Origin of the sequence: Micromonospora sp. NBS 11-29 (assembly GCF_002140155.1) — a bacterium.
In the GTDB taxonomy this organism is placed as follows: domain Bacteria; phylum Actinomycetota; class Actinomycetes; order Mycobacteriales; family Micromonosporaceae; genus Micromonospora.
In genome coordinates this window covers 252,230-275,423 of sequence record NZ_NAPR01000002.1, presented here as the reverse complement: position 1 = coordinate 275,423, position 23,194 = coordinate 252,230, and the positions used below count along the sequence as shown (strand labels likewise).

The 23,194-nt window shown below is 73.4% G+C and carries 20 protein-coding genes and 2 pseudogenes; 10 read left to right on the top strand and 12 right to left on the bottom strand.

Going from position 1 to position 23,194, the window contains the following annotated elements:
• Positions 1–5: 5 nt before the first annotated feature.
• The 4 genes from B1205_RS01255 to B1205_RS32830 form a co-directional block, all read right to left on the bottom strand.
• Positions 6–617, bottom strand: a complete 612-nt coding sequence (locus B1205_RS01255; protein WP_089153938.1) for a malonic semialdehyde reductase — start codon at positions 615–617, stop codon at positions 6–8.
• Complete coding sequence (locus tag B1205_RS01250; RefSeq protein WP_089153917.1) at positions 614–1,177, bottom strand: flavin reductase family protein; 564 nt, start codon at positions 1,175–1,177, stop codon at positions 614–616. The genes B1205_RS01255 and B1205_RS01250 overlap by 4 nt, the downstream gene beginning before the upstream one ends.
• Positions 1,174–2,508: an LLM class flavin-dependent oxidoreductase gene (locus B1205_RS01245; protein WP_089153916.1), complete on the bottom strand. Its 1,335-nt coding sequence runs from the start codon at positions 2,506–2,508 to the stop codon at positions 1,174–1,176. Before B1205_RS01245 ends, B1205_RS01250 begins: the two co-directional genes overlap by 4 nt.
• A 75-nt stretch (positions 2,509–2,583) precedes the next feature.
• Positions 2,584–2,661 (bottom strand): putative leader peptide, encoded by a 78-nt coding sequence (locus B1205_RS32830; protein WP_349881247.1) that lies wholly within the window; start codon positions 2,659–2,661, stop codon positions 2,584–2,586.
• A 244-nt stretch (positions 2,662–2,905) separates the two neighbouring features.
• Here B1205_RS32830 and B1205_RS30605 point away from each other — a divergent pair.
• Positions 2,906–3,070: pseudogene (locus B1205_RS30605) on the top strand (DUF4236 domain-containing protein); the annotation flags it as partial.
• A gap of 39 nt (positions 3,071–3,109) precedes the next feature.
• Here the strand turns inward: B1205_RS30605 and B1205_RS01235 are convergent.
• Together B1205_RS01235 and B1205_RS01230 are read right to left on the bottom strand one after the other, a co-directional pair.
• Positions 3,110–4,009, bottom strand: a complete 900-nt coding sequence (locus tag B1205_RS01235) for a hypothetical protein (protein ID WP_089153915.1) — start codon at positions 4,007–4,009, stop codon at positions 3,110–3,112.
• 48 nt (positions 4,010–4,057) lie between these two features.
• Positions 4,058–4,408 (bottom strand): VOC family protein, encoded by a 351-nt coding sequence (locus B1205_RS01230; RefSeq protein ID WP_254909624.1) that lies wholly within the window; start codon positions 4,406–4,408, stop codon positions 4,058–4,060.
• A 166-nt stretch (positions 4,409–4,574) separates the two neighbouring features.
• Between B1205_RS01230 and B1205_RS01225 the strand changes: the two genes are divergently transcribed.
• Both B1205_RS01225 and B1205_RS01220 read left to right on the top strand, forming a co-directional pair.
• Positions 4,575–5,045, top strand: coding sequence for a MarR family winged helix-turn-helix transcriptional regulator (locus tag B1205_RS01225; RefSeq protein WP_089153914.1), 471 nt, complete (start codon positions 4,575–4,577; stop codon positions 5,043–5,045).
• A 48-nt stretch (positions 5,046–5,093) separates the two neighbouring features.
• Positions 5,094–6,794, top strand: a complete 1,701-nt coding sequence (locus tag B1205_RS01220; protein WP_089153913.1) for a tetratricopeptide repeat protein — start codon at positions 5,094–5,096, stop codon at positions 6,792–6,794.
• Positions 6,795–6,798: 4 nt separating this feature from the next.
• On the opposite strand, the gene B1205_RS01215 is transcribed toward B1205_RS01220, so the two are convergent.
• Entirely contained in the window at positions 6,799–8,229 is a 1,431-nt protein-coding gene (locus tag B1205_RS01215) for a sensor histidine kinase (RefSeq protein ID WP_441338428.1), read from the bottom strand.
• A gap of 17 nt (positions 8,230–8,246) precedes the next feature.
• A complete protein-coding gene (locus B1205_RS01210; RefSeq protein ID WP_089153911.1) occupies positions 8,247–8,849 on the bottom strand; it encodes a response regulator transcription factor in 603 nt (200 codons plus the stop codon).
• A 95-nt stretch (positions 8,850–8,944) separates the two neighbouring features.
• On the opposite strand from B1205_RS01210, the pseudogene B1205_RS01205 reads away from it, so the two are divergent.
• Positions 8,945–10,072, top strand: a pseudogene (locus tag B1205_RS01205) (LolA family protein); the annotation flags it as partial.
• 192 nt (positions 10,073–10,264) lie between these two features.
• Positions 10,265–12,478, top strand: a complete 2,214-nt coding sequence (locus B1205_RS01200) for a HelD family protein (RefSeq protein ID WP_254909623.1) — start codon at positions 10,265–10,267, stop codon at positions 12,476–12,478.
• Between the two features lie 55 nt (positions 12,479–12,533).
• On the opposite strand, the gene B1205_RS01195 is transcribed toward B1205_RS01200, so the two are convergent.
• Positions 12,534–12,956 carry a hypothetical protein gene (locus B1205_RS01195; protein WP_176308369.1) on the bottom strand — a complete coding sequence of 141 codons (423 nt, stop codon included), beginning with the start codon at positions 12,954–12,956 and terminating at the stop codon, positions 12,534–12,536.
• 293 nt (positions 12,957–13,249) lie between these two features.
• Here B1205_RS01195 and B1205_RS01185 point away from each other — a divergent pair, with 293 nt between their 5' ends.
• Positions 13,250–13,627 carry a hypothetical protein gene (locus B1205_RS01185; RefSeq protein ID WP_089153908.1) on the top strand — a complete coding sequence of 126 codons (378 nt, stop codon included), beginning with the start codon at positions 13,250–13,252 and terminating at the stop codon, positions 13,625–13,627.
• A 63-nt stretch (positions 13,628–13,690) separates the two neighbouring features.
• Here B1205_RS01185 and B1205_RS01180 read toward each other — a convergent pair whose 3' ends face one another.
• The 3 genes from B1205_RS01180 to B1205_RS01170 form a co-directional block, all read right to left on the bottom strand.
• Positions 13,691–14,689 carry a sporulation protein gene (locus tag B1205_RS01180; protein WP_089153907.1) on the bottom strand — a complete coding sequence of 333 codons (999 nt, stop codon included), beginning with the start codon at positions 14,687–14,689 and terminating at the stop codon, positions 13,691–13,693.
• 103 nt (positions 14,690–14,792) lie between these two features.
• Positions 14,793–15,569, bottom strand: a complete 777-nt coding sequence (locus B1205_RS01175; RefSeq protein WP_089153906.1) for a DeoR/GlpR family DNA-binding transcription regulator — start codon at positions 15,567–15,569, stop codon at positions 14,793–14,795.
• Entirely contained in the window at positions 15,530–17,500 is a 1,971-nt protein-coding gene (locus B1205_RS01170; protein ID WP_089153905.1) for a beta-galactosidase, read from the bottom strand. Before B1205_RS01170 ends, B1205_RS01175 begins: the two co-directional genes overlap by 40 nt.
• Before the next feature lie 229 nt (positions 17,501–17,729).
• Here B1205_RS01170 and B1205_RS01165 point away from each other — a divergent pair, with 229 nt between their 5' ends.
• Genes B1205_RS01165 through B1205_RS01150 form a run of 4 tightly spaced genes read left to right on the top strand, consistent with a single transcriptional unit; the run spans position 17,730 to position 23,168 of the window.
• A complete protein-coding gene (locus B1205_RS01165; RefSeq protein ID WP_089153904.1) occupies positions 17,730–19,061 on the top strand; it encodes an ABC transporter substrate-binding protein in 1,332 nt (443 codons plus the stop codon).
• Positions 19,062–19,081: 20 nt separating this feature from the next.
• Positions 19,082–19,954 carry a carbohydrate ABC transporter permease gene (locus B1205_RS01160; protein WP_254909616.1) on the top strand — a complete coding sequence of 291 codons (873 nt, stop codon included), beginning with the start codon at positions 19,082–19,084 and terminating at the stop codon, positions 19,952–19,954.
• On the top strand, positions 19,951–20,835 hold the full coding sequence (locus B1205_RS01155; protein WP_089153903.1) for a carbohydrate ABC transporter permease: 885 nt from the start codon (positions 19,951–19,953) through the stop codon (positions 20,833–20,835). The genes B1205_RS01160 and B1205_RS01155 overlap by 4 nt, the downstream gene beginning before the upstream one ends.
• A complete protein-coding gene (locus tag B1205_RS01150; RefSeq protein ID WP_089153902.1) occupies positions 20,832–23,168 on the top strand; it encodes an alpha-galactosidase in 2,337 nt (778 codons plus the stop codon). Before B1205_RS01155 ends, B1205_RS01150 begins: the two co-directional genes overlap by 4 nt.
• Positions 23,169–23,194 lie beyond the last annotated feature (26 nt).

Genomic DNA, 23,194 nt, shown 5'->3' with positions numbered 1-23,194 from the left:
GCCGGTCACAGCTCGGTGACCACGTCTTCGTACGGCAGCCTCGGCAGCCGTTCCCGCCAGGCGTCCACCGCCGGGCGGCCGATGTTCATCAGCAGCAGCGCCCGGTGCCGCCCGTCGGGGAAGAACTCGCGTTCCACCCCGGCCGGGTCGAACCCGGCCATCGGGCCGGCGGCCAGCCCGGCGGCGCGTACCCCGATCACCAGGTAGCCGATCTGGAGCGCGGCGTTGAACCGGGCCTGGACCTCGCGGCCGGCCGGGTCCCCGGCGAACCAGTCCCGCGCGCCCGCGCGGTGCGGGAACAGCTCGGGTAGCCGGTCGTGCCAGTCCACGTCGGCGGCGAGCACCGCGGTCAGCGGCGCGGTGGCCGTCTTGTCCCGGTTGCCGGCGCTGACGTAGGGCAGCAGCCTCGCCCGCGCCTCCGGGGAGCGCAGCAGCAGCACCCGCAGCGGCTGGGCGTTCATCGCGGTCGGGCCGTACCGGATCAGGTCGTGCACGGCCCGGACCTGCGCGTCGTCGACCGGTTCGTCGGTGAACGCGTTGGCCGTGCGGGCCGCCCGGAACAGCAGGTCCTGGGCGGCCCGGTCGAGCGCGAGCAGTTCCTCGGTGGTGCTGGTCACCACGGGTCGGTCCGGTCGTCGACGGTGGTGGTGCAGCTACCGCGGTGGTGCAGCAGCGGGTCGCCGTCCTCGCCGGCGCCGAGCGCGAGCGGCTCCCCGACCACGATGGTGTGGTCGTCGGCGGTGATCCGGCGGACCACCCGGCACAGCAGCACGGCATGTGCGTCACCGATCAGCGGCACCCCGAACGGCCCGGTGGTCCAGCCCGGGTGGGCGGTGAACCGGTCGATGCCGCTGGTGGCGAAGATCTGGGCGATCTCCTGCTGGTCGGCGGCGAGCAGGTGCACCGCCATGTGCTCGGCGTGCGCGATGGTCGGCCAGCTCGACGACGCGCGGCCGAGGCAGACCGAGACCAGCGGCGGATCCAGCGACACCGAGGTGAACGAGGTGGCGGTGAAGCCGGCCGGGGGCAGCGTGGGCAGGAGCCGACCGCCGTGCAGGCCGGGCGTGGTCACCACGGTGACCGTGGAGGCCTGGCGGCGCAGCAGGCCGCGGAACGAGTCGACGTCGACCGGGCGCAGCTCGATGGTGCCGGCACCGGGCCGGTCCACGGTGGTCACGACGCCACCAGCTCTCGTGTGGCGTAGACGCTGGCCGGTCGGGGCAGGCCGTAGTGCTCGCGCAGGGTGCGCCCGGTGTAGGCGGACCGGAACAGCCCGCGCCGGCGCAGCAGGGGTACGACGTGGTCCACGAAGGCCTCCAGTCCGTGGGGTAACAGCGGTGGCATGACGTTGAATCCGTCGGCGGCGCCCTGGGTGAACCAGAGCTCGATCTGGTCGGCGATCTGTTCCGGGGTGCCGACCACGACGCGGTGCCCGCGCCCGCCGCCGAGCCGGCCGATGAGTTGCCGGAGGGTGAGCCGTTCCCGCCGGGCCAGGTCGACCACGAGTTGGTAGCGGCTCCGGTGGGCCTGCACGGCGGCGGCGTCGGGCAGGTCGGGCAGCGGGCCGTCCAGCGGCAGGCCGGTGAGGTCGAGCCCGGTCATGCCGGAGAGTTGGGCGAGGGCGTGCTCGGGCACGATCAGCGCCTCCAGTTCGTCGGCGAGGGCACGGGCCTCGCTCTCGGTACCCCCGATCACCGGCGCGATACCGGGAAGCACCTTGATCAGTTCCGGGTCGCGGCCGGCGTCGGCGGTGGTCCGCTTGAGTGCGGTGTAGAACGCCTGGCCGTCGGTGAGCGTCTGCTGGGCGGTGAAGACGGCGTCGGCGTGGCGGGCGGCGAACGCGATGCCGTCCAGCGAGGAGCCGGCCTGCACCAGCAGCGGCCGGCCCTGCGGCGGGCGGGGGGTGTTGAGTGGCCCGGCCACCCGGAACCGCTCGCCGTGGTGTGCGATCTCGTGCACCCGGTCGGTGTCGGCGAACACGCCGGCGGCGGGGTCGAGGACCAGCGCGTCGTCCTCCCAGCTGTCCCAGAGCTTGATCGCCACGTCGACGTACTCGGCGGCGCGGCGGTAGCGGTCGGCGTGCGCCGGGTGGTCGTCGAGGTTGAAGTTGCGCGCCTCCCGGGCCTGGGCCGAGGTGACGATGTTCCAGCCGGCCCGTCCGCCGCTGAGGTGGTCGAGCGAGGCGAACGCGCGGGCCAGGTGGTACGGCTCGGTGTAGGTGGTGGAGGCGGTGGCGATCAGGCCGATGTGCTCGGTGGCGGTGGCCAGCGCGGCGAGCAGCGTCAGTGGCTCGAAGACGGCCTGGATGTTGTGTCGCACGGCGGGGCCGACGGCCAGCCCGTCGGCGAGGAAGACCGAGTCGAGCGTGCCCCGCTCGGCGATGCGGGCCAGCTCCTGGAAGTGCCGCACGTCGGCCAGGCGGGTCGGGTCGGTGTACGGGTGTCGCCAGGCGGCCTCGTGGTGGCCGACACCCATCAGGAAGGCGTTGAGATGGAGGGTCCGGGACATGGGCGGTCCTCTCAGGCGGTCGTGACGTCGAGGAGGGGGCCCGCGCGGGAGCGGCGAGCTGGACGAGCGCTGGGCTCAACAGAGCGCGCTCGCGTGCCGGACCAGGTCGACGTGCACACGAGCGGTGAGGAGGAGCTCGTCCCGCTGCGACATGCCCTCATGCTGCCGACCGCTCTTCCCGCCGGTCAACGCTCTTCCAGTCATTGAGACTTTCGTCGCTGGCTTTGTTACCAACCGCCTCCACCAGCATTTATCGCTCCTTAATACCTACCCGTTGGATAGAGATTGTGCCGGGCGGTACGCCCACCGTCCAGAGCGGACCCGACCGGGTTTCGCGAATCGCCGAACCGGGCATGTTCGATGTCGCAGAGGCAGGGAGATGAGGGAGGTACCCCCGATGGGCGTCCAGTTCCGCAAGCGCAAGAAGTACGGCCCGCTGATCCTCCACTTCACCCAGAACGGGTTCTCCTCGTGGAGCATCAAGATCGGCCGCTGGTCCTGGAACTCGAACACCCGCGCCCACCGCGTGGACCTTCCGGGGCCGCTCTCCTGGAAGCAGGACANCGGCGGTTCGCCGGCACCCCGCTCGTTCGTTCCGACGTCAGGCCGGCGATCCGGCGGTCGACGCGCGGATCACCACGTCCCCGCCGAGGCGGCCGTGCTCCGGGTCGCGGATGACCGCGCCGGCGGCGAGCAGCGGCGCGAGCGCCCGGTTCGCGTCGGCGGCCCGGTAGATGGTGGCGGTGGCGGCGAAGCGGCGCAGCTCGGTCACCGTACGCGGGCCGACGCGGCCCAACTCGGCCAGCAGCTCGCGGCCCAGCGGGTCGAGCTCCGGGTCGGGGCCGACGTCGAGCACCCGGCCCGTCGGGTCGGCCGGGTCGCGGTATCGCACCCCGGCGTCCCCGTCGAGCGCCCAGAGCGCCTCCTTCATCGCCTCCAGGCCGCGGTCGGAGCCGGTGGCGTACCCGAGCAGGCGGGCCGGCGCGTCCCCGCCGGGCACCAGCTCGACCTCGGCGACCAGCGGGAAGCCGGCGGCGGTCAGCGCCGGGCGCAGCGCGCGGCCGGGCGCGGTGAGCAGCAGCAGCTCGGCCGGGCGACCGGACACGGCGGCGGCCAGCAGGGCCGGGTCGGGCTCGGCGCCGTCGACCACGGTGAGCAGCGGCGCACCCGCCGCACCGGCCGCCTTCAGCGCCACCGGCAGCCGGTCCGGCCGGCCGGGCACCACGTGCACGGCCGTGTCGGCCGGCAGGGCGGCCTCGGCCGCGCCGAGCCGGGTCGCCAGCTCCGGGCCGCCGTCGGCCACCACCAGCACGGTCAGTCGCCGCCCGCGCAGCCGGTCGGCGAATCCGGCCACCACACGCAGCGCCGCCTCCGCGCCGGTCGCGTCACCCCCGGCGTACGCGAGGGCGAGCGTGGCCCGCCGGGCACGGTGCAGCGCCGCGGGCAGCCAGTAATCGAGCTGGCGGACGAGCAGCTCGCGCAGGACGGCATCGGTCGGCATGGTGCCGTTTCTACCGCACCGCGCGACCGGCCCGGCCGGGCACCCCGCTCAGGCCGGGACGGAGATGCCCACGCCGCCACGGGTCTGGCCGCCGTAGCGCTGCCGTTCGCGGTCGAGGTCGAGCCGGCCGATCCGCTTGCGCGCGGCGAGCGCGGCGTCGTCCAGCAGGTCGGCGGGGACGATCCAGACGATCTCGAACTCCAGCCCGTCCGGGTCGCGGCCGTAGAGGCTCTTGGTGGTGCCGTGGTCGGACGTGCCGACCAGGGCGCCGGCGGCGGCCAGCCGCTCGGCGGTGGCACCCAGCTCGTCGAGCGTGTCCAGCTCCCAGGCGAGGTGGTAGAGGCCGACGGTGGCCCGGCCGGCCTGGGACGCCCCGGCCGCCGCGCCGACCTCGAACAGCCCGAGGTCGTGGTCGTTGGTGGAGTCGGGCGCCTGGANACGTCGCGGTAGAAGGCGACGCTGCGCTCCAGGTCACTGACGTAGAGGACGGCATGGTTGAGCCGGTGGATTCCCATGACACCGACCGTACCCCGATTTTGTTGAGCGTTCAACCATTGGCGCTATGATGGGCGTCATGACCCGGTGGTTGGACCCCGACGAGCAGCGGACCTGGCGGGCGTTCCTGGCCGCCTCCCGCGCGCTGATGGACACGCTCGACCGCGAGCTGCAACGCGACGCCGGGATGCCGCATGCCTACTACGAGATCCTGGTCCGCCTCTCCGAGGCCCCCGACCGGCGGCTGCGGATGAGCGAGCTGGCCGACGCCACCGGTTCCTCCCGCAGCCGGCTCTCGCACGCCGCCGCCCGGCTGGAGGCCGCCGGCTGGATCCGCCGGGAGGACTGCCCCACCGACCGGCGCGGCCAGCTCGCCGTGCTCACCGAGGACGGCTTCGCCACCCTGGCCGCCGCCGCCCCCGGCCACGTCGAGGGGGTACGCCGGCACCTGTTCGACGCGCTCAGCCCCGCCCAGGTCGACCAGCTCCGCCGGATCAGCGAGACGCTCGCCGACCACCTGACCGGATCGACGCCAAACTGATCCACTCCGGGGGTTGTACATAACGTCGCCGAATGCGCACGATGGGGCGTGTCCTCCGGCTTCGCTGACCTGACCCTCCAGGCGCACCAACTGGTGTCCGAAGGCGACCTCACCGGCGCGCAACGGTTGCTCGCCGACGCGCTCAGCGACGCCGATCCGCGCCCCGCCAACGCCTCCCCCGAGCTGGCCGAGGCGGCCGGGCTCCAGGCCCGGCTGCTCGTGGCGCTCGGCGAGCCACACGCCGCCCGCGGCTGGGCCGCGTTCGCGTACGCCGCCAACACCCGGCTGTACGGGCGTTCCGACGAGCACACCGTCACCGCCGCCGCCACCCTGGCCGCGGTGCTGCACCGGGTCGGCAGCGACGCCCGGGCCGCCCGGCTCTACTCCGACGTCATCATCGAGCTGACCGCCCAGGACGGGCCCGAGTCGCAGCGGGTGCTGGCCGCGCACGCCGACCTGGCCACGGTGGAGTACGCCCGCGGCCAGTGCGACGTGGCCCGCGACCGCCTCGCCGACGCCTGGGAGCTGCACCGCGAGGTCTACGGCGACGACCATCCCAACGGCATCAAGATGCTGGCCAAGCTCGGCGCGATGGAACGCGACTGCGGCCGGTACGCCGACGCCCACGAGCACCTGGCGCTCGCCGAGGACCTGTGCCGCCAGCACCTGGCCGTGGACGACCCGCTCGCCGTGCAGGTCGCCGGCCTGGCCCGGGCCGCCGCCGACCCCGACCACGTCTGCGCCGCGCCCGAGCCGCCCGCCCGGGAGACACCGGTGGTGCCCGCCGCCCGGGTCCCACCGCCCGCCGAGGGGCCGCCCGACCTGCCGCCCTACACGCCGCCCGCGCTCGACGACCCGGTCGAGACGCCGCTCTACCAGCCGCGGGACCGGGCCGCCGACGCCGCGCACGTGCCGACGCCCCGCACCCCGCCGGAGGCCGGCGGCGAGACGTTCGACGACTACCCGTGGCCGCCGGACGAACCGGCCGACCAACCCTGGCGGCCGGGCCCGGACGAGCCTGCCGACCGACCCTGGCGGCCGGGCCCCGAGGAGCCGACCGACCAGCCGTGGCGGTCCGGCCCGGACCAGCCCGCCGACCGACCCTGGCGGTCCGGCCCGGACGGGCCGACCGACCAGCGCTGGCGTTCGGGCCCGGACGCGTTGCCGCCGAGCGTGGTCGGGCTCACCGAGGACGCGCCCGCGGGCGTACGCCGGGTGCCGCCGGCCCCCGCGCCCGAGGCGCCGTCGCGTTACCTGCCGGTGCACGTGCCCCGGCCGCCCGTCGCCCCCCGGCGCGAACGGCCCTGGTTGCCGCTGGCGGTGCTCGGGGTGGTGGTAGCGCTGCTGCTCGGCACCATCGCGGTGATCGCCGGAGTGTCCAAGGTGGGCGGCACCGGCGACACCCCGGCCGCGTCGTCGAGCGCCCCGCCCACCTCGGCCCGGCCCACCCCGAAGGCGCCGCCGCCCGCCTCCCCGGGCACCCCGCCGGGCCGGCTCACCCTCACCGACCGGCGCGACAACATCGTGCTGAGCTGGACGTACCCGGCCGGCGCGGAAGGCCCGGTGGTGATCGCCGGAGGCCGGGCCGGGCAGCCGCAGCACACGTTCGAGACGCTGCCGGCCGGCTCGGCCGAATACATCGCCTACGGGCTCGACCGCACCACCGACTACTGCTTCACCGTGGCGCTGGTCTGGTCCACCGACCGGGTCGCCCGCACCGGCCCGGTCTGCACCAAGCGACGCCGCTGACCGGTCACTCCGGATCGGTTTCGACGAGCGCGGGCAGCCGCACCGTCACCCGCAGACCCGGCCCGGCCTTGACCGGCAAGGCACCGACCGGCCCGGCACCGACCGGCCCGGCTTGAGCCGGCGCGGCCGCATCCGGGGCGGCGTCGGTCAGCTCCACCGTGCCGCCGGCGCGGCGTACCAGCTCGCGCACGATGGCCAGGCCGAGGCCCGCGCCACCGGCGTCGCGGGCCCGCGCGTCGTCCAGCCGGGTGAACCGGGCGAACACCCGCTCCCGGTCCGCCGCCGGGATGCCCGGCCCGTCGTCGGTCACCGTGACCAGGTGGTACGCCCGCTCCCCCACCAGCGTCGGGCCGGTCACCGCCAGCCGCACCTCGGCGTGCGCGTGCCGCATCGCGTTCTCCACCAGGTTGACCAGGACCCGGCGCAGCTCCCCCGGATCGCCCTCGATCCACCACGTCCCGGCCGACGGCGTCCACCGCACCGGCGGGGACGGACAGCGGGCGGCCACCCCGCGCAGCAGCTCGCCCAGCTCCACCGGGCCCANATCGGCCGGCGCCTGCTCGTCGAGGCGGGCCAGCAGCAGCAGGTCGTCGATGAGGCGGGCCAGTCGCTCGGTGTCGGCGAGCAGGTCGTCGGCCACCGCCGGCCAGTCGGTGGCGTCGCCGAGACGCCGGGCCACCTCCAGCTCCGTCCGGATGTTGGTCAGCGGGCTGCGCAGCTCGTGCGCGGCGTCGGCGACGAACGCCCGCTGCCGGTCCCGGGACGCGGCCAGCCGGTCCAGCATGTCGTTGAGGGTCACCGCCAGCCGGTGGATCTCGTCCCGCCCGGCCGGCACCGGCAGCCGCTCCGCCCCGGCCCGCCCGGTGATCTCGGCGGCGCCGCTGCGCAGCTCCTCCACCGGGCGCAGCGTCGCGCCCACCACCCGCCACGCCACCACCGCCAGGCCGGCCACCAGCAGCGGGAAGCCGACCAGCAGCAGGTTGCGCACCACATGCAGGCTGTGTCGCACGTCCGACAGCGACTTTGCGACCAGCACCGTACGCGGCTCCGCCGGCGTGCCGGCCGGCACGGTCACCACCCGGACCGGCCCGGACAGGCCGACCCGCTGCCCGTCCACCACCAGCCGCTGCCGCTGCCCGGGCCGCAGCCGGTCCGGGCCCAGCATCGGCACGAGGCGATCCGCGTCGATCGAGGCGGCCCGGATCCGGCCGCGCGCGTCCACCACCTGCACGCGCAGTTGCCCACCGGCCACCGGCAGCGGATCGGGCAGCGCGTCCTCGGCGGTGAGCAGCGCCACCGCGTCGGCGGTGCGCAGCGCCTCCGCGTCGACCGAACGCTGCAACGTCCAGCCGAGCGCGCCGAGCAGCAGCGCGCCGCCGAGCGCGAACCCGAGCACCAGCCCGAACACGCCCAGGACGAGCAGCCGGGCCCGCAGACCGAGCCGTGGCCGGGTCACGTGGCCAGCCGGTAGCCGGCGCCCCGGATCGTCTCCAACCGCTCCCGGCCGATCTTGCGGCGCAGGTATCCGACGTAGACCTCCACCGCGTTCGGGGCGGTGTCCACCGAGGCGTCCCAGACGTGGTCCAGCAGCTCGGTCTTCGACACCACCTCGCCGGGGCGGCGCATCAGGTAGTCGAGCAGCGCGTACTCCCGGCTGGTCAGCACCACCTCGGCGTCGGCCCGGGTGACCCGTCGCCGGGCCGGATCCAGCCGCAGGTCACCGACCGTGAGCACGGTCGGCCGCCGGGGTGCGCCCCGACGCAGCAGCGCCCGCAGCCGGGCCAGCAGCACCACGTACGAGAAGGGTTTGGTGAGGTAGTCGTCGGCGCNNACCGGCAGCCAGCGCTGCTCGGCGCGCAGCCGGCGTACCACCTCGTAACCGGAGAGGCCGGGCAGCATCACGTCCAGGACCATGGCGTCGTAGTCGCCGTGCCGGGCCGCCTCCAGCCCGGCCGGGCCGGTGGCCGCCACGTCCACCACGAAACCCTCCGCCGACAGGCCCCGCCGCAGCGCCGCGGCGAGCCGCGTCTCGTCCTCCACCACCAGCAACCGCACCGGTCCAGGGTGCCACCACCGGGTCACCCGTAGGGGATCTCCTCAGCGTCGTCACAGCGACGATCGCGCAGCATGGAGCGCAGGAGGTGCACACTATGTCCGTGATGAAGAACCGCGCCGTGCTGCGCTGGCTGGTCCCGGTGACCGCGGGGGTCGCCGTGATCGGGGGCGGTGCCGCCGTCGGCACGTTCGCCGCCGCCGACCCGGCGCTGCCGCCGCGCAGCGCCGCCCAGCTCCTGGAAGACCTGCGTACGTCCCGCCTGGACGGGCTCTCCGGCACCGTGGTGCAGCGCGCCGACCTCGGCCTGCCGCCGATCGCCGCGCTGGCCGGCAAGGCGACCGGCAACGGGCTGGCCGGTCTGGTCGCCGGCACGCACACGCTGCGCGTCTGGTATGGCGGCGAGGACCGGCAGCGGATCGCCCTGGTCGACACGCTCGGCGAGCAGGACATCCTGCGGGACGGGCGCGACGTCTGGGCCTGGAACAGCCGGGAGAACACCGCCGTCCACCGGAAGCTGCCGGCCGACGGCAGGGAGCTGCCGTCCGCGCCGGCCACCCCGGCCGACGCCGCCCAGCAGGCGCTGGCCGCGATCGACCCGACCACCGCGGTGACCGTCGGCCGGTCGGCCACGGTGGCCGGGCGGGACGCGTACGAGCTGGTGCTCACGCCGCGGGACAAGGCGTCGCTGGTGCACCAGGTGCGGATCGCGCTGGACGCCAAGGAGCATGTGCCGCTGCGCTTCGAGGTCCTCGCCGACGGCCAGGACGAGCCGGCGTTCGAGGTGGCGTTCACCCAGGTCGACTTCCGCACCCCGGACGCCGACCAGTTCCGGTTCAACCCGCCGCCGGGCGTGAAGGTCACCGAGGCGCCGGCCGACGCGCGACCCGGCCCGGCCGGCAGGGCGCCCGGGAAGACGCCCGGCTCGAAGCCCGGCGGGGCGGACGCGGCACGGCCGGACGTGCGTACCGTCGGCACCGGCTGGACCACGGTGGTGGTCGCCTCGCTCGGCGACGCGGCCAAGGCCGGCGGTGCGAAGGCCGGCGCGGACGCGCCGGACGCGGACATGCTGGCCAAGGTGCTCGGCGACCTGCCGAAGGTCAGCGGCGACTGGGGCAGCGGCCGGCTGTTGAGCGGCAAGCTGTTCAGCGTGCTGCTGACCGACGACGGGCGGGTGGTCGCCGGGCTGGTCACGCCGGAGCGGCTCTACCAGGCCNGGGGGGGAGCCGTGTCCGGGCTTGGTCGGGAGGCGGGCGACGCGCTATCTTTCTCAGTTCAGACACAAAAAAGAATGGCATTCGAATGCCATTCTTGCGGCAATTTTAGTCAATGAGGAGCCGGCTTGTCAACGCACTCCGACGTGGCGGGTGACCTGCGCCAGGACGACGAGATCGGGCGCGAGCAGGAGTACGTCTCGATGCTCTACGACCGGCTGGATGGCCTGCGTGAACAGGCCGCCCGCCGGCTCGACGAGGAACTGCGCCACACCGGCGGCACCCAACAGGCACGCTCGCAGCGTGACACCACCGTGGCGATGTACGCCGACCAGGTCGAGCAGTTCTCCGCGGTCGAGTCCGGCCTCTGCTTCGGCCGCCTCGACGGCGACGACGGCGCCACCCGCTACATCGGCCGGATCGGCATCTTCGACACGTCCGGCGACTACGACCCGCTGCTGATGGACTGGCGCGCACCCGCCGCCCGCGCGTTCTACCTGGCCACCGCCGCCAACCCGCAGGGCGTACGCCGACGTCGGCACCTGCGCACCCGCGACCGCAAGGTCACCGGCCTCAACGACGAGGTGCTCGACATCACCGCCGCCTCGCCCACCGCGCACGAGGAGGTCACCGGGGAGGCGTCGCTGCTGGCCGCGCTCAACGCCGGGCGCACCGGGCGGATGCGCGACATCGTCGAGACGATCCAGGCCGAGCAGGACCGGATCATCCGCGCCGACCTGCCGGGCGTGATGGTGGTGCAGNGGCCGGGCACCGGCAAGACGGCGGTGGCGCTGCACCGGGCCGCGTACCTGCTCTACACCCACCGCCAGCAGCTCGCCACCCGGGGCGTGCTGCTGGTCGGCCCGAACGCCACCTTCCTGCGCTACATCTCCCAGGTGCTGCCGGCGCTGGCCGAGACCGGTGTGCTGCTGCGTACCCAGGCCGACCTGTTCCCCGGCGTGCACGCCCGGCGCGTCGAACCGGCCGCCACCGCCGCGCTCAAGGGCCGTGCCGTGCTGGCCGAGGTGCTCGCCGGGGCGGTGCGGGACCGGCAGTGGGTGCCGGACGAACCGATCACCATCGAGCTGCCCCAGCGGGAGGTGCTCACGCTCGACCCGGAGACCGTGCGTCAGGCCCGCGACCGGGTCCGCCGCAGCGGCCGCCCGCACAACCTGGCCCGCGCGCGGTTCGACATCGAGATCGTGCACGCGCTCGCCGACCAGGTCGCCGAGCGGATCGGCGCCGACCCGCTCGGCGGCGACAACCTGCTCTCCGAGGCGGACCGGGCCGAGATCCGGCGGGAGCTGCACGAGGAGCCGGAGATCCGGGCCACGCTGGACGAGCTGTGGCCGGTGCTCACCCCGCAACGTCTGCTCGCCGACCTGTACGCCTCGCCGGAGCGGATCGCCACCGCCGCGCCGATGCTCACCGACGCCGAACGGGCCGCGCTGCACCGGGAGCCGGGCGGCTGGACGCCGGCCGACGTGCCGCTGCTCGACGAGGCCGCCGAACTGCTCGGCGAGGACGAACGCGCCGCCGCCGCCCGCCGTGAGCGGATCCGGGCGATGGAACGCGAGTACGCCGAGGGCGTGCTGGAGATCTGGCGCGGCTCCCGCTCGATCGACGTCGAGGACGAGGCCGACGGCGGTGAGATCCTCGGCGTGACCGACCTGATCGACGCCGCCCGGCTCTCCGAACGGCAGGAGGAGTCCGACCACCTGACCACCGCGCAACGTGCCGCCGCGGACCGGACCTGGGCGTTCGGGCACGTCATCGTCGACGAGGCGCAGGAACTGTCGCCGATGGCCTGGCGGCTGCTGATGCGCCGCTGCCCGAGCCGGTCGATGACGATCGTCGGGGACGTGGCGCAGACCGGCGCGCTGACCGGCACCCCGTCGTGGGGCGAGGCGCTGCGCCCGTACGTGGCGGACCGGTGGCGGCTGGAGGAGCTGACCGTCAGCTACCGCACCCCGGCCGAGATCATGGCCGTGGCCGCCGACGTGCTCGCCCGGATCGACCCGGCGTCGCGCCCACCCCGCTCCGTACGCGCCACCGGCGTACCGCCCTGGGACCGGACCGTGCCGGCGGACTCGCTCGTCGCCGAACTGGTCGAGGTGGCCGCCCGCGAGGCGGCCGGACTGGCCGACGGCCGGCTCGGCGTGATCGTGCCGACCGGACAGGTCACCGAGCTGGGAGCGGCCGTCGTCGCGGCGCTGCCCGAGGCGACCGTGGGCGAGCAACCGGAGCTGGCGAACCGGGTGGTGGTGCTCACCACCGAGCAGGCCAAGGGGCTGGAGTTCGACTCGGTGCTGGTGGTCGACCCGGACCGGATCGTCGCCGAGTCGCCGCGTGGGCACAGCGACCTGTACGTCGCACTCACCCGGGCCACCCAGCGCCTCGGCATCCTCCGGAGGTAAGGAGGGGCCCCCGGTTAACGCATTCGGTAGAGGCGGGGGCCCCTATTAACATCACTCAGCCGGGGTCGGCGCCCTCGTCGGTGACGTTGCCGACCTGGGCGCCGGTCGCCGAGGCGTCACTGGTGGAACCGCCGGCCGGGGTGCTCAGCCCGCCGGTGGTGGCGTCGCCGGTGGTGGTCGGCGCCACCTTGCCGGGGTGCTGTTCCGGCTGGCGGGCCACCCGGCGCACGCTGGCCGGGCCGGCCGTACCGCCGGTCGTGGTCACCGCGCCCTGGCCCCGGGTCGGTCCGCCGTCGCGCAGCACGTTCGGGTCGACCGGCACGTCCGCCGGGTCGTCCGGGTCCCGTTCCTGCCGCACCCGCTCCACGTCGGTATGCGGCACCGTGACCTCGTCGAGCGCGCCCTCGCCGTACACCCCGCCGGCGACCCGCTGCTCGGCCCGCCGGGCGGCGTCCTGCCGCATGTCGTCCTCGCGCACGTCAACCACCTCGCAGCTCTGATGTGGGTGTCCCGGGTGCGTGCCCGACGGCGCAGGGCTGAAACCGGCCCGGGGCGGGAACGACGGGGGTGTCGGCTACCGGGTCGTGTGTCCGGTTCCGGGGGCCTGGGGCGGGGACCGGATGCGGCCGGGATCCGGCGGTTACCTTGTCTCGGGGGCCGGGTAGACGGAGGGTGCCCCCGCCACAGAGCGCGAAACCGTGCCGTGGCCGACCTGCGGCAGCGGGGCGAGGGTGTGCAGGTAACGACTCATCAAATCCTGAGGAGGACCAGATGAGCACGCAAGCTGCATCCACCAGGCCGGCCAACCGGCCCATGCAGGACGTCCAGAACCGGGCGGACATGCAGGAGTCGCCGACGCGTCCGATGCCGTCGATGCACGACGGTCACCGGGAGCCGATGCCGAGTCCCGGTACCGAGACGAAGCAGGCGTTCCTCACCACCGAGTTCTGGGTGTACGCCGCAGCCGCCGCGGTCGTCGTGATCGCCGCGTTCTGGCGGGGTACCACTGCCAACGGCCTGAACATCAACAACCCGAATCAGGCCTGGTGGTATCTGACCGCGCTGACCGGCGCGTACCTGATCAGCCGGGGCCTGTCCAAGGCAGGCAGCGCGCGTCGCTCCGGTCAGGAGCGTCGAGGCCGGCGCTGACGCGCCGGGCCACGTGAACGGCGACGCCCCCGGGATCCGTCCCGGGGGCGTCGTCGCGTGCCGTCACTCGTCGCTGAAGTCCCCGAAGTCGCCCTCGTCGCCCTCGAACGCGTCCTCGATCAGCTCGCCGGCGACCAGGCCACCGGCGACGCCCAGCGCGGCGCCCGCCACCACGCCGCCCATGCCGACACCGCGCCCGCCGTGGTGGCCGTGGCCCGGGGCACCGTAGTGGCCGGGGGCGCCGTAGTGGCCCTGCGGGGCGCCGTAGCCCTGGGCCCGCAGGCCGCCGTAGCGCGAGGTGGTCTCCCGCAGCCAGCCGTCGACCACCTGCGCCCAGTCGGTACGGGCGGCGTCGCTGTGCGGGATGGAGTATCGGCCGTAGACGTCCTGCCCGGCGCTGAAGAAGCCGCCGCGCTTGTCGCACTCCAGGATCACCTCGACGCCCTGCTGGCTGGTCACGAACGTCAGCTCGACCTCGTTGACCGTCTGCGCGTACTGCGGCGCGGCGAAGAACTCGATCTCCTGGTAGAACGGCAACGTCTGCGGTACGCCGTAGACGTGGCCCCGCTCCAGGTCGGCGTGCTTGAACCGGAAGCCCAGCGTCTGGAACGCGTCGAGGATCCGCTCGTGGATCGGCAGCGGGTGCACCGACACCTGGTCCAGGTCGGACTTGTCGACCGCCCGCGCCACCGCCACCTCGGTGCGCAGCCCCATGGTCATGCCGTGCAGCCGCTGGCCGTAGACGTCGGTGACCGGGGTCTCCCACGGCACCGGCATCTGGAACGGGATGGCGAGCTGCTGCTTCGGGGCCAGTTCGAGCGCGCCGCTGACCGGCATCCGGTGGAACTCCATGATGCCGGCGTACTCGCTGTCGCCGCCCTCGATCTCGACCCGGGTGACCAGGCCGACGCTGATGTGCTCGATCCGCGCCGGGGCGTCGCCGCCGACCAGGTTGACGTGCCCGTCCAGGGCCAGACCCGGTCGGGTGTTGGGGTTGGTCAGCACCGTGTCGACGCTGGGGCCGCCGACGCCGAACGCGCTCAACATCTTCTTGAAGACCATCGGTCACTCCTGCGGGACGGCGCTCCGACATGGACCGTCGGACGCTTGGTCAGGGCACCCTAACCGGTGTCGCTGAGAAGTGCCTGTGAGGCACGCCCGAAGTTCATCCCTCGTCCACGATGAACAGTTCACCCACCTGCTCGGCGAGTTGCCGGCGGGCGTCCGGGGGCAGGCCGCCGTCGGTGATCAGCACGTCGGCCTCGTCCAGCGGGGCGATGGTGGCGATGCCGATGGTCTCCCACTTGGTGTGGTCGGCGAGCACCACGAGCCGCCGGGCGGCCCCGATCAACCGCCGGTTCACCGCCGCCTCCAGCAGGTTGGGGGTGGTGAAGCCGGTCCGCTGGCTCATCCCGTGCACGCCGAGGAAGAGCAGGTCCACGTTGAGCGCGGCGATGGCCGCCTCGGCGACCGGGCCGGTCAGCGCGTCGGACGGGGTACGGATGCCGCCGGTGAGCACGACGGTCTGGTCGGCGCGGGGGTTCTGGTAGAGCGCGTCGGCGACCGGGATCGAGTTGGTGACCACCGTCAGTCCGCGTACCCCGGCGAGCCGGGCGGCCAGCGCGGCGGTGGTGGTGCCGGCGGAGAGCGCCACGGCCATGCCGGGCTCGACCAGCGCGGCGGCCCGCTCCACGATGGCCTGTTTCTCGGCCCGCTGGCGGGCCGACTTGGCCGCGAAGCCGGGTTCCTCGGTCGAGCCGGGACCGGCCAGGGTGGCCCCGCCGTGCACCTTGTCGACCAGCCCGCGTTCGGCCAGCACCTCCAGGTCACGCCGGATCGTCATGTCCGACACGCCGAAGCGGCTCACCAGGTGGCTGACCCGGACGCCGCCGCGCTGGCGGATCAGTTCCAGGATGGCGCTCTGCCGTTGTCGGGCGAGCATGCGACCTCCTCCTCGCGGACCACCGCCACCTCCCCCGCCGGCACTACCAGCTCGCCGTCGCACCGCTCGCCGGTGAGCAGGTCGACGCCGGTGACCGGCAGCCGGGCGTCCGCCTCGGTGTGGTTGACCACGAACAGCCAGCTCCGGTCCGCGTCGCGGCGACGGACCACCTCCACCCCGGTCGGGGCGGGCACCGGCGGGCGGACGTCGGCCTCGGCGAGCAGCCGGGCCACCAGCCGGTCGGTGGCCGCGTCGTCGAGCCGGGTGCCGACGTACCAGGCGGCGCCCGCGCCGACCGCGTGCCGGGTCAGCGCCGGCACGCCGGGCAGGGGCCCGTCGGTGTACGCGGCGAGCACCTCGGCGCCCTCCGCGTGCAGCCACTCGGTCCACACGTCGGCCCGGGCGCCGTCGTCGAGGCGTACCCGCTGGCGGGCGCGGAGCGGGAAGAACTCCTCGACGCGTACGCCGAGCAGGTCGCGGAACGCGCCCGGGTAGCCGCCGAGCCGGATGTGGTCGTGCTCGTCGACGATGCCGCTGAAGTAGGTGACCAGGGCGGTGCCACCCGCCTCGACGAAGCGGCGCAGGGCGGCGGCGTCGGCGTCACGGGTGAGGTAGAGCGTGGGCACCAGGACGAGCCGGTAGCCCGACAGGTCGGTCGACGGGTGCACCACGTCGGCGGTGATCCCGGCCCGCCAGAGCGCGGCGTGCAGCGCGGTCAGCCGGTCGGTGTAGGTGACGTCGACGCTGGGGTGGGAGTCGAGTTCCACGCCCCACCACGCCTCGTAGTCGAAGAGCACGGCGACGTCGGCGTCGACGCGGCTGCCGCGTACCTCGGCCAGCGCCCGCAGGTCGGCGCCGAGCCGGCAGACCTCGCGGAACACCTTGGTGTCCGGCCCGGCGTGCGGCACCAGCGCGGAGTGGAACTTCTCCGCGCCGGCCCGGGAGGCCCGCCACTGGAAGAAGAGCACCCCGTCGGCGCCGCGCGCGACGTGGGCCAGGCTGTTGCGGCGGAGCTGGCCGGGGNNCGGCGCGCCGCCGGCCACGCCGCGGGTGTGGTCGGCGGCGAGCGCCAGGTCGACGTGCGGGCGCGGGTCGGCGGCGTTGAGGTAGTGGTCGTTGGCGACCACGTCCACGTCGGACGCCCAGGAGTGGTAGTCCAGGTGTTTGATGCCGGCGCCGATCATGAAGTTGGTGGTGACCGGCTGGGTGACGAGCCGGTTCAGCAGGTCCCGTTCGGCCCGGAGCTGGGCGCGCTGCTCGTCGGAGGAGAAGCGCAGGAAGTCGAGCTGCTGGGTGGGGTTGGCGAAGGTCGGCGCGGTGCGCGGCGGGTTGATCTCGGCCCAGTCGTGGTAGCGCTGGCTCCAGAACGCGGTGCCCCAGGCGGTGTTGAGCGTGTCCAGGTCGCGGTAGCGCTCACGCAGCCACCGGCGGTACGCCTCGGCGCTGACGTCGCAGTAGCAGTGCACGTTGTGGCAGCCCAGCTCGTTGGAGACGTGCCAGAGCACGACGGCCGGGTGGTCGGCGTACCGGCGGGCGACCGCCTCGACCAACGCGAGTGAGCGCTCCCGGAACACCGGCGAGCTGGGGCAGTACGCCTGCCGGCCGCCGGGCCACAGCACCGTGCCGTCGGCGCGGCGGGGCAGCGTCTCCGGGTGCCGGTGCGCCAGCCACGGCGGCGGGCTGGCGGTGGCGGTGGCCAGGTCGACGCTGATCCCGCCGGCGTGCAGCAGGTCGAGCACCCGGTCCAGCCAACCGAAGTCGTGCCGACCGGGGGCGGGTTCCAGCAGGGCCCAGGAGAAGATGCCGACCGAGACGAGGTTGACCCCGGCGCGGCGCATCAGCTCGACGTCCTCCGCCCACACCGTCTCGGGCCACTGCTCCGGGTTGTAGTCGGCGCCGTACCAGATGCCCTCGCCGTGCCAGTTCCGCATGACAGCAGAGCGTGCCCCCGGATCGGCAGCCAAGTCAACACTTTTGAACATCGATAGACGTTACAACGTTTACCCATCACTTCCTTGCCACAGCAGGGATGTCGGCATTCATCCACCCTCTTGACAGCGTCGAAACAGGGGGTAGCTTCAACCGCCACCGGCTGTTTCTGTTCGGACTTGTGGATTCTCGGTGAATCTCGCAGCGCACCTCTTCGATGTAGGAGGCACAATGTCCCGTCCCCGTACGCAGGCCGAGTACCTCGCCCGGCTCGTACCCCCGTCCGTCGCCGGCCTGAACCGGCGCTCGCTGCTCGCCGGCGCGGCCGGCACGGGCGCGCTGCTCGGCACCGGCCTGCTCGCCGGCTGCGGCGACTCCGACTCCGGTTCCGGCTCGGACGCGAAGCGCGTCTCGCTCGGCTCGAACCAGTCGGACCCGAAGCCGAAGGACGTCCTCGCCAAGGTGACGGCCGGCTTCACCACGTCCGCCGGGACCAGCGTCGACATCAACACGGTCGACCACAACACGTTCCAGGAGAACATCAACAACTATCTCCAGGGCAAGCCGGACGACGTGTTCACCTGGTTCGCCGGCTACCGGATGCGGTTCTTCGCGGCCAAGGGGCTCGCCGGCGACCTCAGCGACGTGTGGGGCAAGCTCGACGGCTACTCCGACGCGTTCAAGAAGGCGTCCACCGGCGACGACGGCAAGCAGTACTTCGTGCCGGCGTCGTACTACCCGTGGGCGGTCTTCTACCGCAAGTCGGTCTGGCAGCAGCGCGGCTACCAGGTGCCGACGACGCTGGACCAGTTCACCGCGCTCGGCGCGCAGATGAAAAAGGACGGGTTGACCCCGATCGCCTTCGCCGACAAGGACGGCTGGCCGGCGATGGGCACGTTCGACATCCTCAACCTGCGGATCAACGGCTACCAGTTCCACATCGACCTGATGGCCGGCAAGGAGGCGTGGACCTCCGACAAGGTCAAAAAGGTCTTCGACACCTGGGCCGGGCTGCTCCCCCTGCACCAGCCGGACGCGTTGGGCCGTACCTGGCAGGAGGCCGCCCAGTCGTTGCAGCAGAAGAAGAGCGGCATGTACCTGCTCGGCCTCTTCGTCGGCCAGCAGTTCAGCGGCGCGGACCTGGAGGACCTGGACTTCTTCACGTTCCCCGAGGTCGACTCCACGATCGGCGCGAAGGCGCTGGACGCCCCGATCGACGGCTACATGATGGCCCGCAAGCCGAAGTCCAAGGACGCGGCCACCAAGCTGCTGACGTACCTGGGCTCGAAGGAGGCCGCGGACATCACGGTCAAGAACGACCCGAGCACGCTGGTCGCCAACACCGGCGCGGACACCGCCGGCTACACCGCCCTGCAGAAGAAGGCCGCCGAACTGGTCGGCTCGGCCACCGAGATCGCCCAGTTCCTCGACCGGGACACCCGGCCGGACTTCGCCTCCACCGTGATCATCCCGGCGCTCCAGCAGTTCATCAAGGACCCGAAGGACATCGGCGGGCTGCTCACCAGCATCGAGAACCAGAAGAAGTCCATCTTCACCAGCTGACGGCGCACCGGGAGGACATCGTGCGGCTCCTGTCCCGCACCGACCGCGTGGTGATCACGCTGATGGTGCTGGTGCCCCTGCTGCTCGTCGTCGGCCTGGTCTGGCTGCCGGCGGCGGCGACCGTGCTGCTCTCCGGCACGGACTGGGACGGCATCGGCCCGCTCGGCGAGATCGACTGGGTCGGGTGGAGGAACTACGACGACGTGGTCTCCAACTACCCGCCGTTTGTCCCGGCGGTGCAGAACAACCTGCTCTGGTTGGCCGCGCTGTTCGTCGTGGCGACACCGTTCGGCATGTTCCTCGCCGTCCTGCTCGACAAGGAACTGCGCGGCAGCCGGATCTACCAGACCGCGCTCTACCTGCCGGTGGTGCTGTCGCTGGCGCTGATCGGCTTCGTCTGGCAGCTCATCTACAGCCGGGACCAGGGCCTGCTCAACGGCGTCTTCGGCGGCGACACCGACTGGTACGGCGACCCGAACGTCAACATCTGGGCGGTGCTGGTCGCCGCCGGCTGGCGGCACGTCGGCTACATCATGCTGCTCTACCTCGCCGGCCTGAAGGGCGTCGACCCGTCGCTGCGGGAGGCCGCCGCCGTGGACGGCGCCTCGGAGACCAGGACGTTCTTCCGGGTCGTCTTCCCGGTGATGCGGCCGATCAACATCATCGTGCTGGTGGTGACCGTGATCGAGTCGCTGCGCGCGTTCGACCTGGTCTGGGTGATCAACAAGGGCCGTAACGGGTTGGAGCTCATCTCCGCCCTGGTCACCCAGAACGTGGTCGGCGAGGCGAGCCGGATCGGCTTCGGCTCGGCCCTGGCGACGATCATGCTGGCCGTATCCCTGGTCTTCATCACCCTCTACCTCTGGACCGTGATGCGGGAGGAGAAGCGATGACCACCGCCGTCCCACCCGGGCGCCGCCGGCCGCTACGGCCGGCCCGGGTGGTCCTGCACCTCTTCCTGGGTACGGTCGCCGTCGGCTGGCTGTTCCCCATCCTCTGGGCGGTGCTCACCTCGTTCCGCTCCTACGAGTACACCGCCGTCAACGGCTACGTCTCGCTCGGCGGCTGGACCGTCGACAACTACGTGACCGCGTGGCGCACGGCCGAGTTCGGCAAGCACTTCCTCAACTCGGTCTACATCACCGTCCCGGCGGTGCTGCTCACACTCCTGCTCGCCTCGTGCGTGGCGTTCGTGATCGCCCGGTTCAGTTGGAAGCTGAACATCGCGCTTCTCGGCCTCTTCACCGCGGCGAACCTGCTGCCCCAGCAGTCCCTGCTGATCCCGCTGTTCCGGATGTTCACCGAGATCCCGCTGCCGGCCTGGATGAGCGACTCGGAGCTGCTCTACGACAGCTACTGGGGGCTGATCCTGGTCAACGTCGCGTTCCAGTGCGGCTTCTGCGTCTTCGTGCTGAGCAACTACATGAAGGCCCTGCCGCACGAGCTGTACGAGGCCGCGATGGTCGACGGGGCGAGCGTGTGGCGGCAGTACTGGCAGGTGACCATGCCGCTGTGCCGCCCGGCCCTGGCCGCGCTGGCGACGCTGGAGGTGACCTGGATCTACAACGAGTTCTTCTGGGCCACCGTGCTGATGCGCACCGGCGACAAGTTCCCGGTGACCAGCTCGCTGAACAACCTGCGCGGCGAGTTCTTCACCGACAACAACCTCGTCTCGGCCGGCTCGGTGCTGGTCGCCGTACCCACCCTGGTGGTCTTCTTCCTGCTGCAGAAGCAGTTTGTCCGGGGCCTGACGCTGGGAGCCTCCAAGGGATGACGATCGTCCACCTGCGCCGCGCAGCCACCAGCCTGGTGCTCGACGCGCGCGGCCCGGGGCTGCCCCGGGTCGCGCACTGGGGCGCCGACCTCGGGCCGCTGTCCACGGAGGAGCTGTCCGCGCTGGTCGACGCCGCCACGCCTCCGGTGGTGCCGAGCAGCTTCGACGCGCCCACCGTCCTGTCGCTGGTGCCCGAGGCGAGCGCGGGCTGGAGCGGCCGGCCCGGGCTTGCCGGCCACCGCGAGGGCCGGGACTGGTCCAGCGCGTTCCGCCTGGTCGGCGTCGACGTGATCGACCTGCCGACCGGACCCGAGGCCAGCCCACACGACGCCCGGACCGGGGCCGGTCCGGGTGACGACGAGGCTGCGGGAAGCCGTGGCGCGAGTCGCGTGGCCTGGGGCGGGGAGGCGGTGCGCGTATCCGATGAGGAGCGGGACCACGACGGGGGCGGGGCCGCGCGGGTGACCGTGCGGGCGGCGGACCCGGGCGCGGGGTTGCGCCTGACGGTCGAGATCACGCTGGACCCGGGGGGGTTGCTGACGCTGCGGCACCGGCTGCGCAACGACGGCGACGGCCGCTACGAGCTGCGGGAACTGACGCCGGTGCTGCCGGTGCCGGCGGTCGCCACCGAACTGCTCGACCTGACCGGCCGCTGGTGCCGGGAACGCGCGCCGCAGCGGCACCCGTGGCCGATGGGCGCATGGGTGCGCGAAGGGCGGCACGGCCGCACCGGGCACGACGCCACGCTGCTGCTGGTCGCCGGCACGCCCGGCTTCGGCTTCCGGCACGGCGAGGTGTGGGCGGTGCACACCGCGTGGAGCGGCGACCATGTCACCGTCGCCGAGCGCCGGCCCACCGGCGACGCCACGCTCGGCGGCGGCGAGCTGCTCGCGCCCGGTGAGGTCGTGCTCGACCCGGGCGAGGAGTACGCCACGCCGCTGCTCCACGCGGCCTGGTCGGCCGACGGGCTGGACGGGCTCAGCGACGTGCTGCACACCCACCTGCGCGCCCGCCCGAGTCATCCACGCTCACCGCGCCCGGTGACGCTCAACGTGTGGGAGGCGGTCTACTTCGATCACGACCTGGACCGGTTGCGGGCGCTCGCCGACGCCGCCGCCGAGGTCGGCGTGGAACGGTTCGTCCTCGACGACGGCTGGTTCCGCGGCCGGCGGCACGACCTGGCCGGGCTCGGCGACTGGTGGGTCGACGAGCAGGTCTGGCCCGGCGGGCTGCAACCGCTGATCGACCACGTACGCGCACACGGCATGCAGTTCGGGCTCTGGGTGGAACCGGAGATGGTCAACCCCGACTCCGACCTGTTCCGCACCCACCCCGACTGGGTGCTCCAGGCGCCGGGCCGGCTGCCGCCGGCGTGGCGGCACCAGCAGGTGCTCGACCTGGCCCAGCCGGACGCGTACGCGTACCTGCTCGACCGGCTCGACGCGGTGCTGCGCGAGCACGACGGCATCGCGTACCTGAAGTGGGACCACAACCGCGACCTCACCGAGGCCGGACACGCCGGCCGGCCCGGCGTGCACGCGCAGACCGTGGCGGTCTACCGGCTGCTGGACGAGTTGCGCGCCCGGCACCCGGGCCTGGAGATCGAGAGCTGCTCCTCCGGCGGCGCCCGGGTCGACCTGGAGATCCTGCGCCGCACCGACCGGGTCTGGGCCAGCGACTGCAACGACGCGCTGGAACGCCTCGCCATCCAACGCTGGACCGGCCTGCTGCTCCCACCGGAGCTGATCGGCACGCACATCGGCCCGGAGCGCTCGCACACCACGCGCCGCGTACACGACCTGGGCTTCCGGGCGATCACGGCGTTCTTCGGCCACCACGGCATCGAGTGGGACATCACCGCCATCGACGCGACCACGCGGGCCGAACTCGCCGCCTGGGTGGCGCTGCACAAGCGGCTCCGCCCGCTGCTGCACGGCGGGCGGGTGGTCCGGGTCGACCACCCGGATGAGGCCGTGCAGGCCCACGGCGTGGTCGCCCACGACAAATCCCAGGCGGTGTACGCGATCAGCCGGATCGCCACCTCGGTGGCGCAGGTGCCGGGCGCGGTGCGGTTGCCGGGGCTGGACCCGGCGCGGCGCTACCGGGTGGGTCCGCCGGCCGGGCTGCCGGAACCGGCCGCGCTGGAGCTGACCCCACCGGGCTGGCTGGCGGGCGCCTTGCCCGGGTCGGGCGCGGGTGCGGGCGTGACGCTGCCCGGGTCGGGCGCGGGTGGCGGGGTGACGCTGCCCGGGTCGGTGCTGGGCTCGGTCGGCCTGCAACTTCCCGCGCTGCACCCGGAGCAGGCGCTGCTGCTGGAGGTCACCGCCGTCTGAGGGTGAGCTTTGGGTGCGGTTGTGGT

Bases quoted from the DNA above. Each gene is read 5' to 3' on its own strand.
- B1205_RS01245 (WP_089153916.1), bottom strand. From the start codon at position 2,508: ATGTCCCGGACCCTCCATCTCAACGCCTTCCTGATGGGTGTCGGCCAC.
- B1205_RS32830 (WP_349881247.1), bottom strand. From the start codon at position 2,661: ATGTCGCAGCGGGACGAGCTCCTCCTCACCGCTCGTGTGCACGTCGAC.
- B1205_RS01235 (WP_089153915.1), bottom strand. From the start codon at position 4,009: ATGCCGACCGATGCCGTCCTGCGCGAGCTGCTCGTCCGCCAGCTCGAT.
- B1205_RS01225 (WP_089153914.1), top strand. From the start codon at position 4,575: ATGGGCGTCATGACCCGGTGGTTGGACCCCGACGAGCAGCGGACCTGG.
- B1205_RS01185 (WP_089153908.1), top strand. From the start codon at position 13,250: ATGAGCACGCAAGCTGCATCCACCAGGCCGGCCAACCGGCCCATGCAG.
- B1205_RS01180 (WP_089153907.1), bottom strand. From the start codon at position 14,689: ATGGTCTTCAAGAAGATGTTGAGCGCGTTCGGCGTCGGCGGCCCCAGC.
- B1205_RS01175 (WP_089153906.1), bottom strand. From the start codon at position 15,569: ATGCTCGCCCGACAACGGCAGAGCGCCATCCTGGAACTGATCCGCCAG.
- B1205_RS01165 (WP_089153904.1), top strand. From the start codon at position 17,730: ATGTCCCGTCCCCGTACGCAGGCCGAGTACCTCGCCCGGCTCGTACCC.
- B1205_RS01155 (WP_089153903.1), top strand. From the start codon at position 19,951: ATGACCACCGCCGTCCCACCCGGGCGCCGCCGGCCGCTACGGCCGGCC.
- B1205_RS01150 (WP_089153902.1), top strand. From the start codon at position 20,832: ATGACGATCGTCCACCTGCGCCGCGCAGCCACCAGCCTGGTGCTCGAC.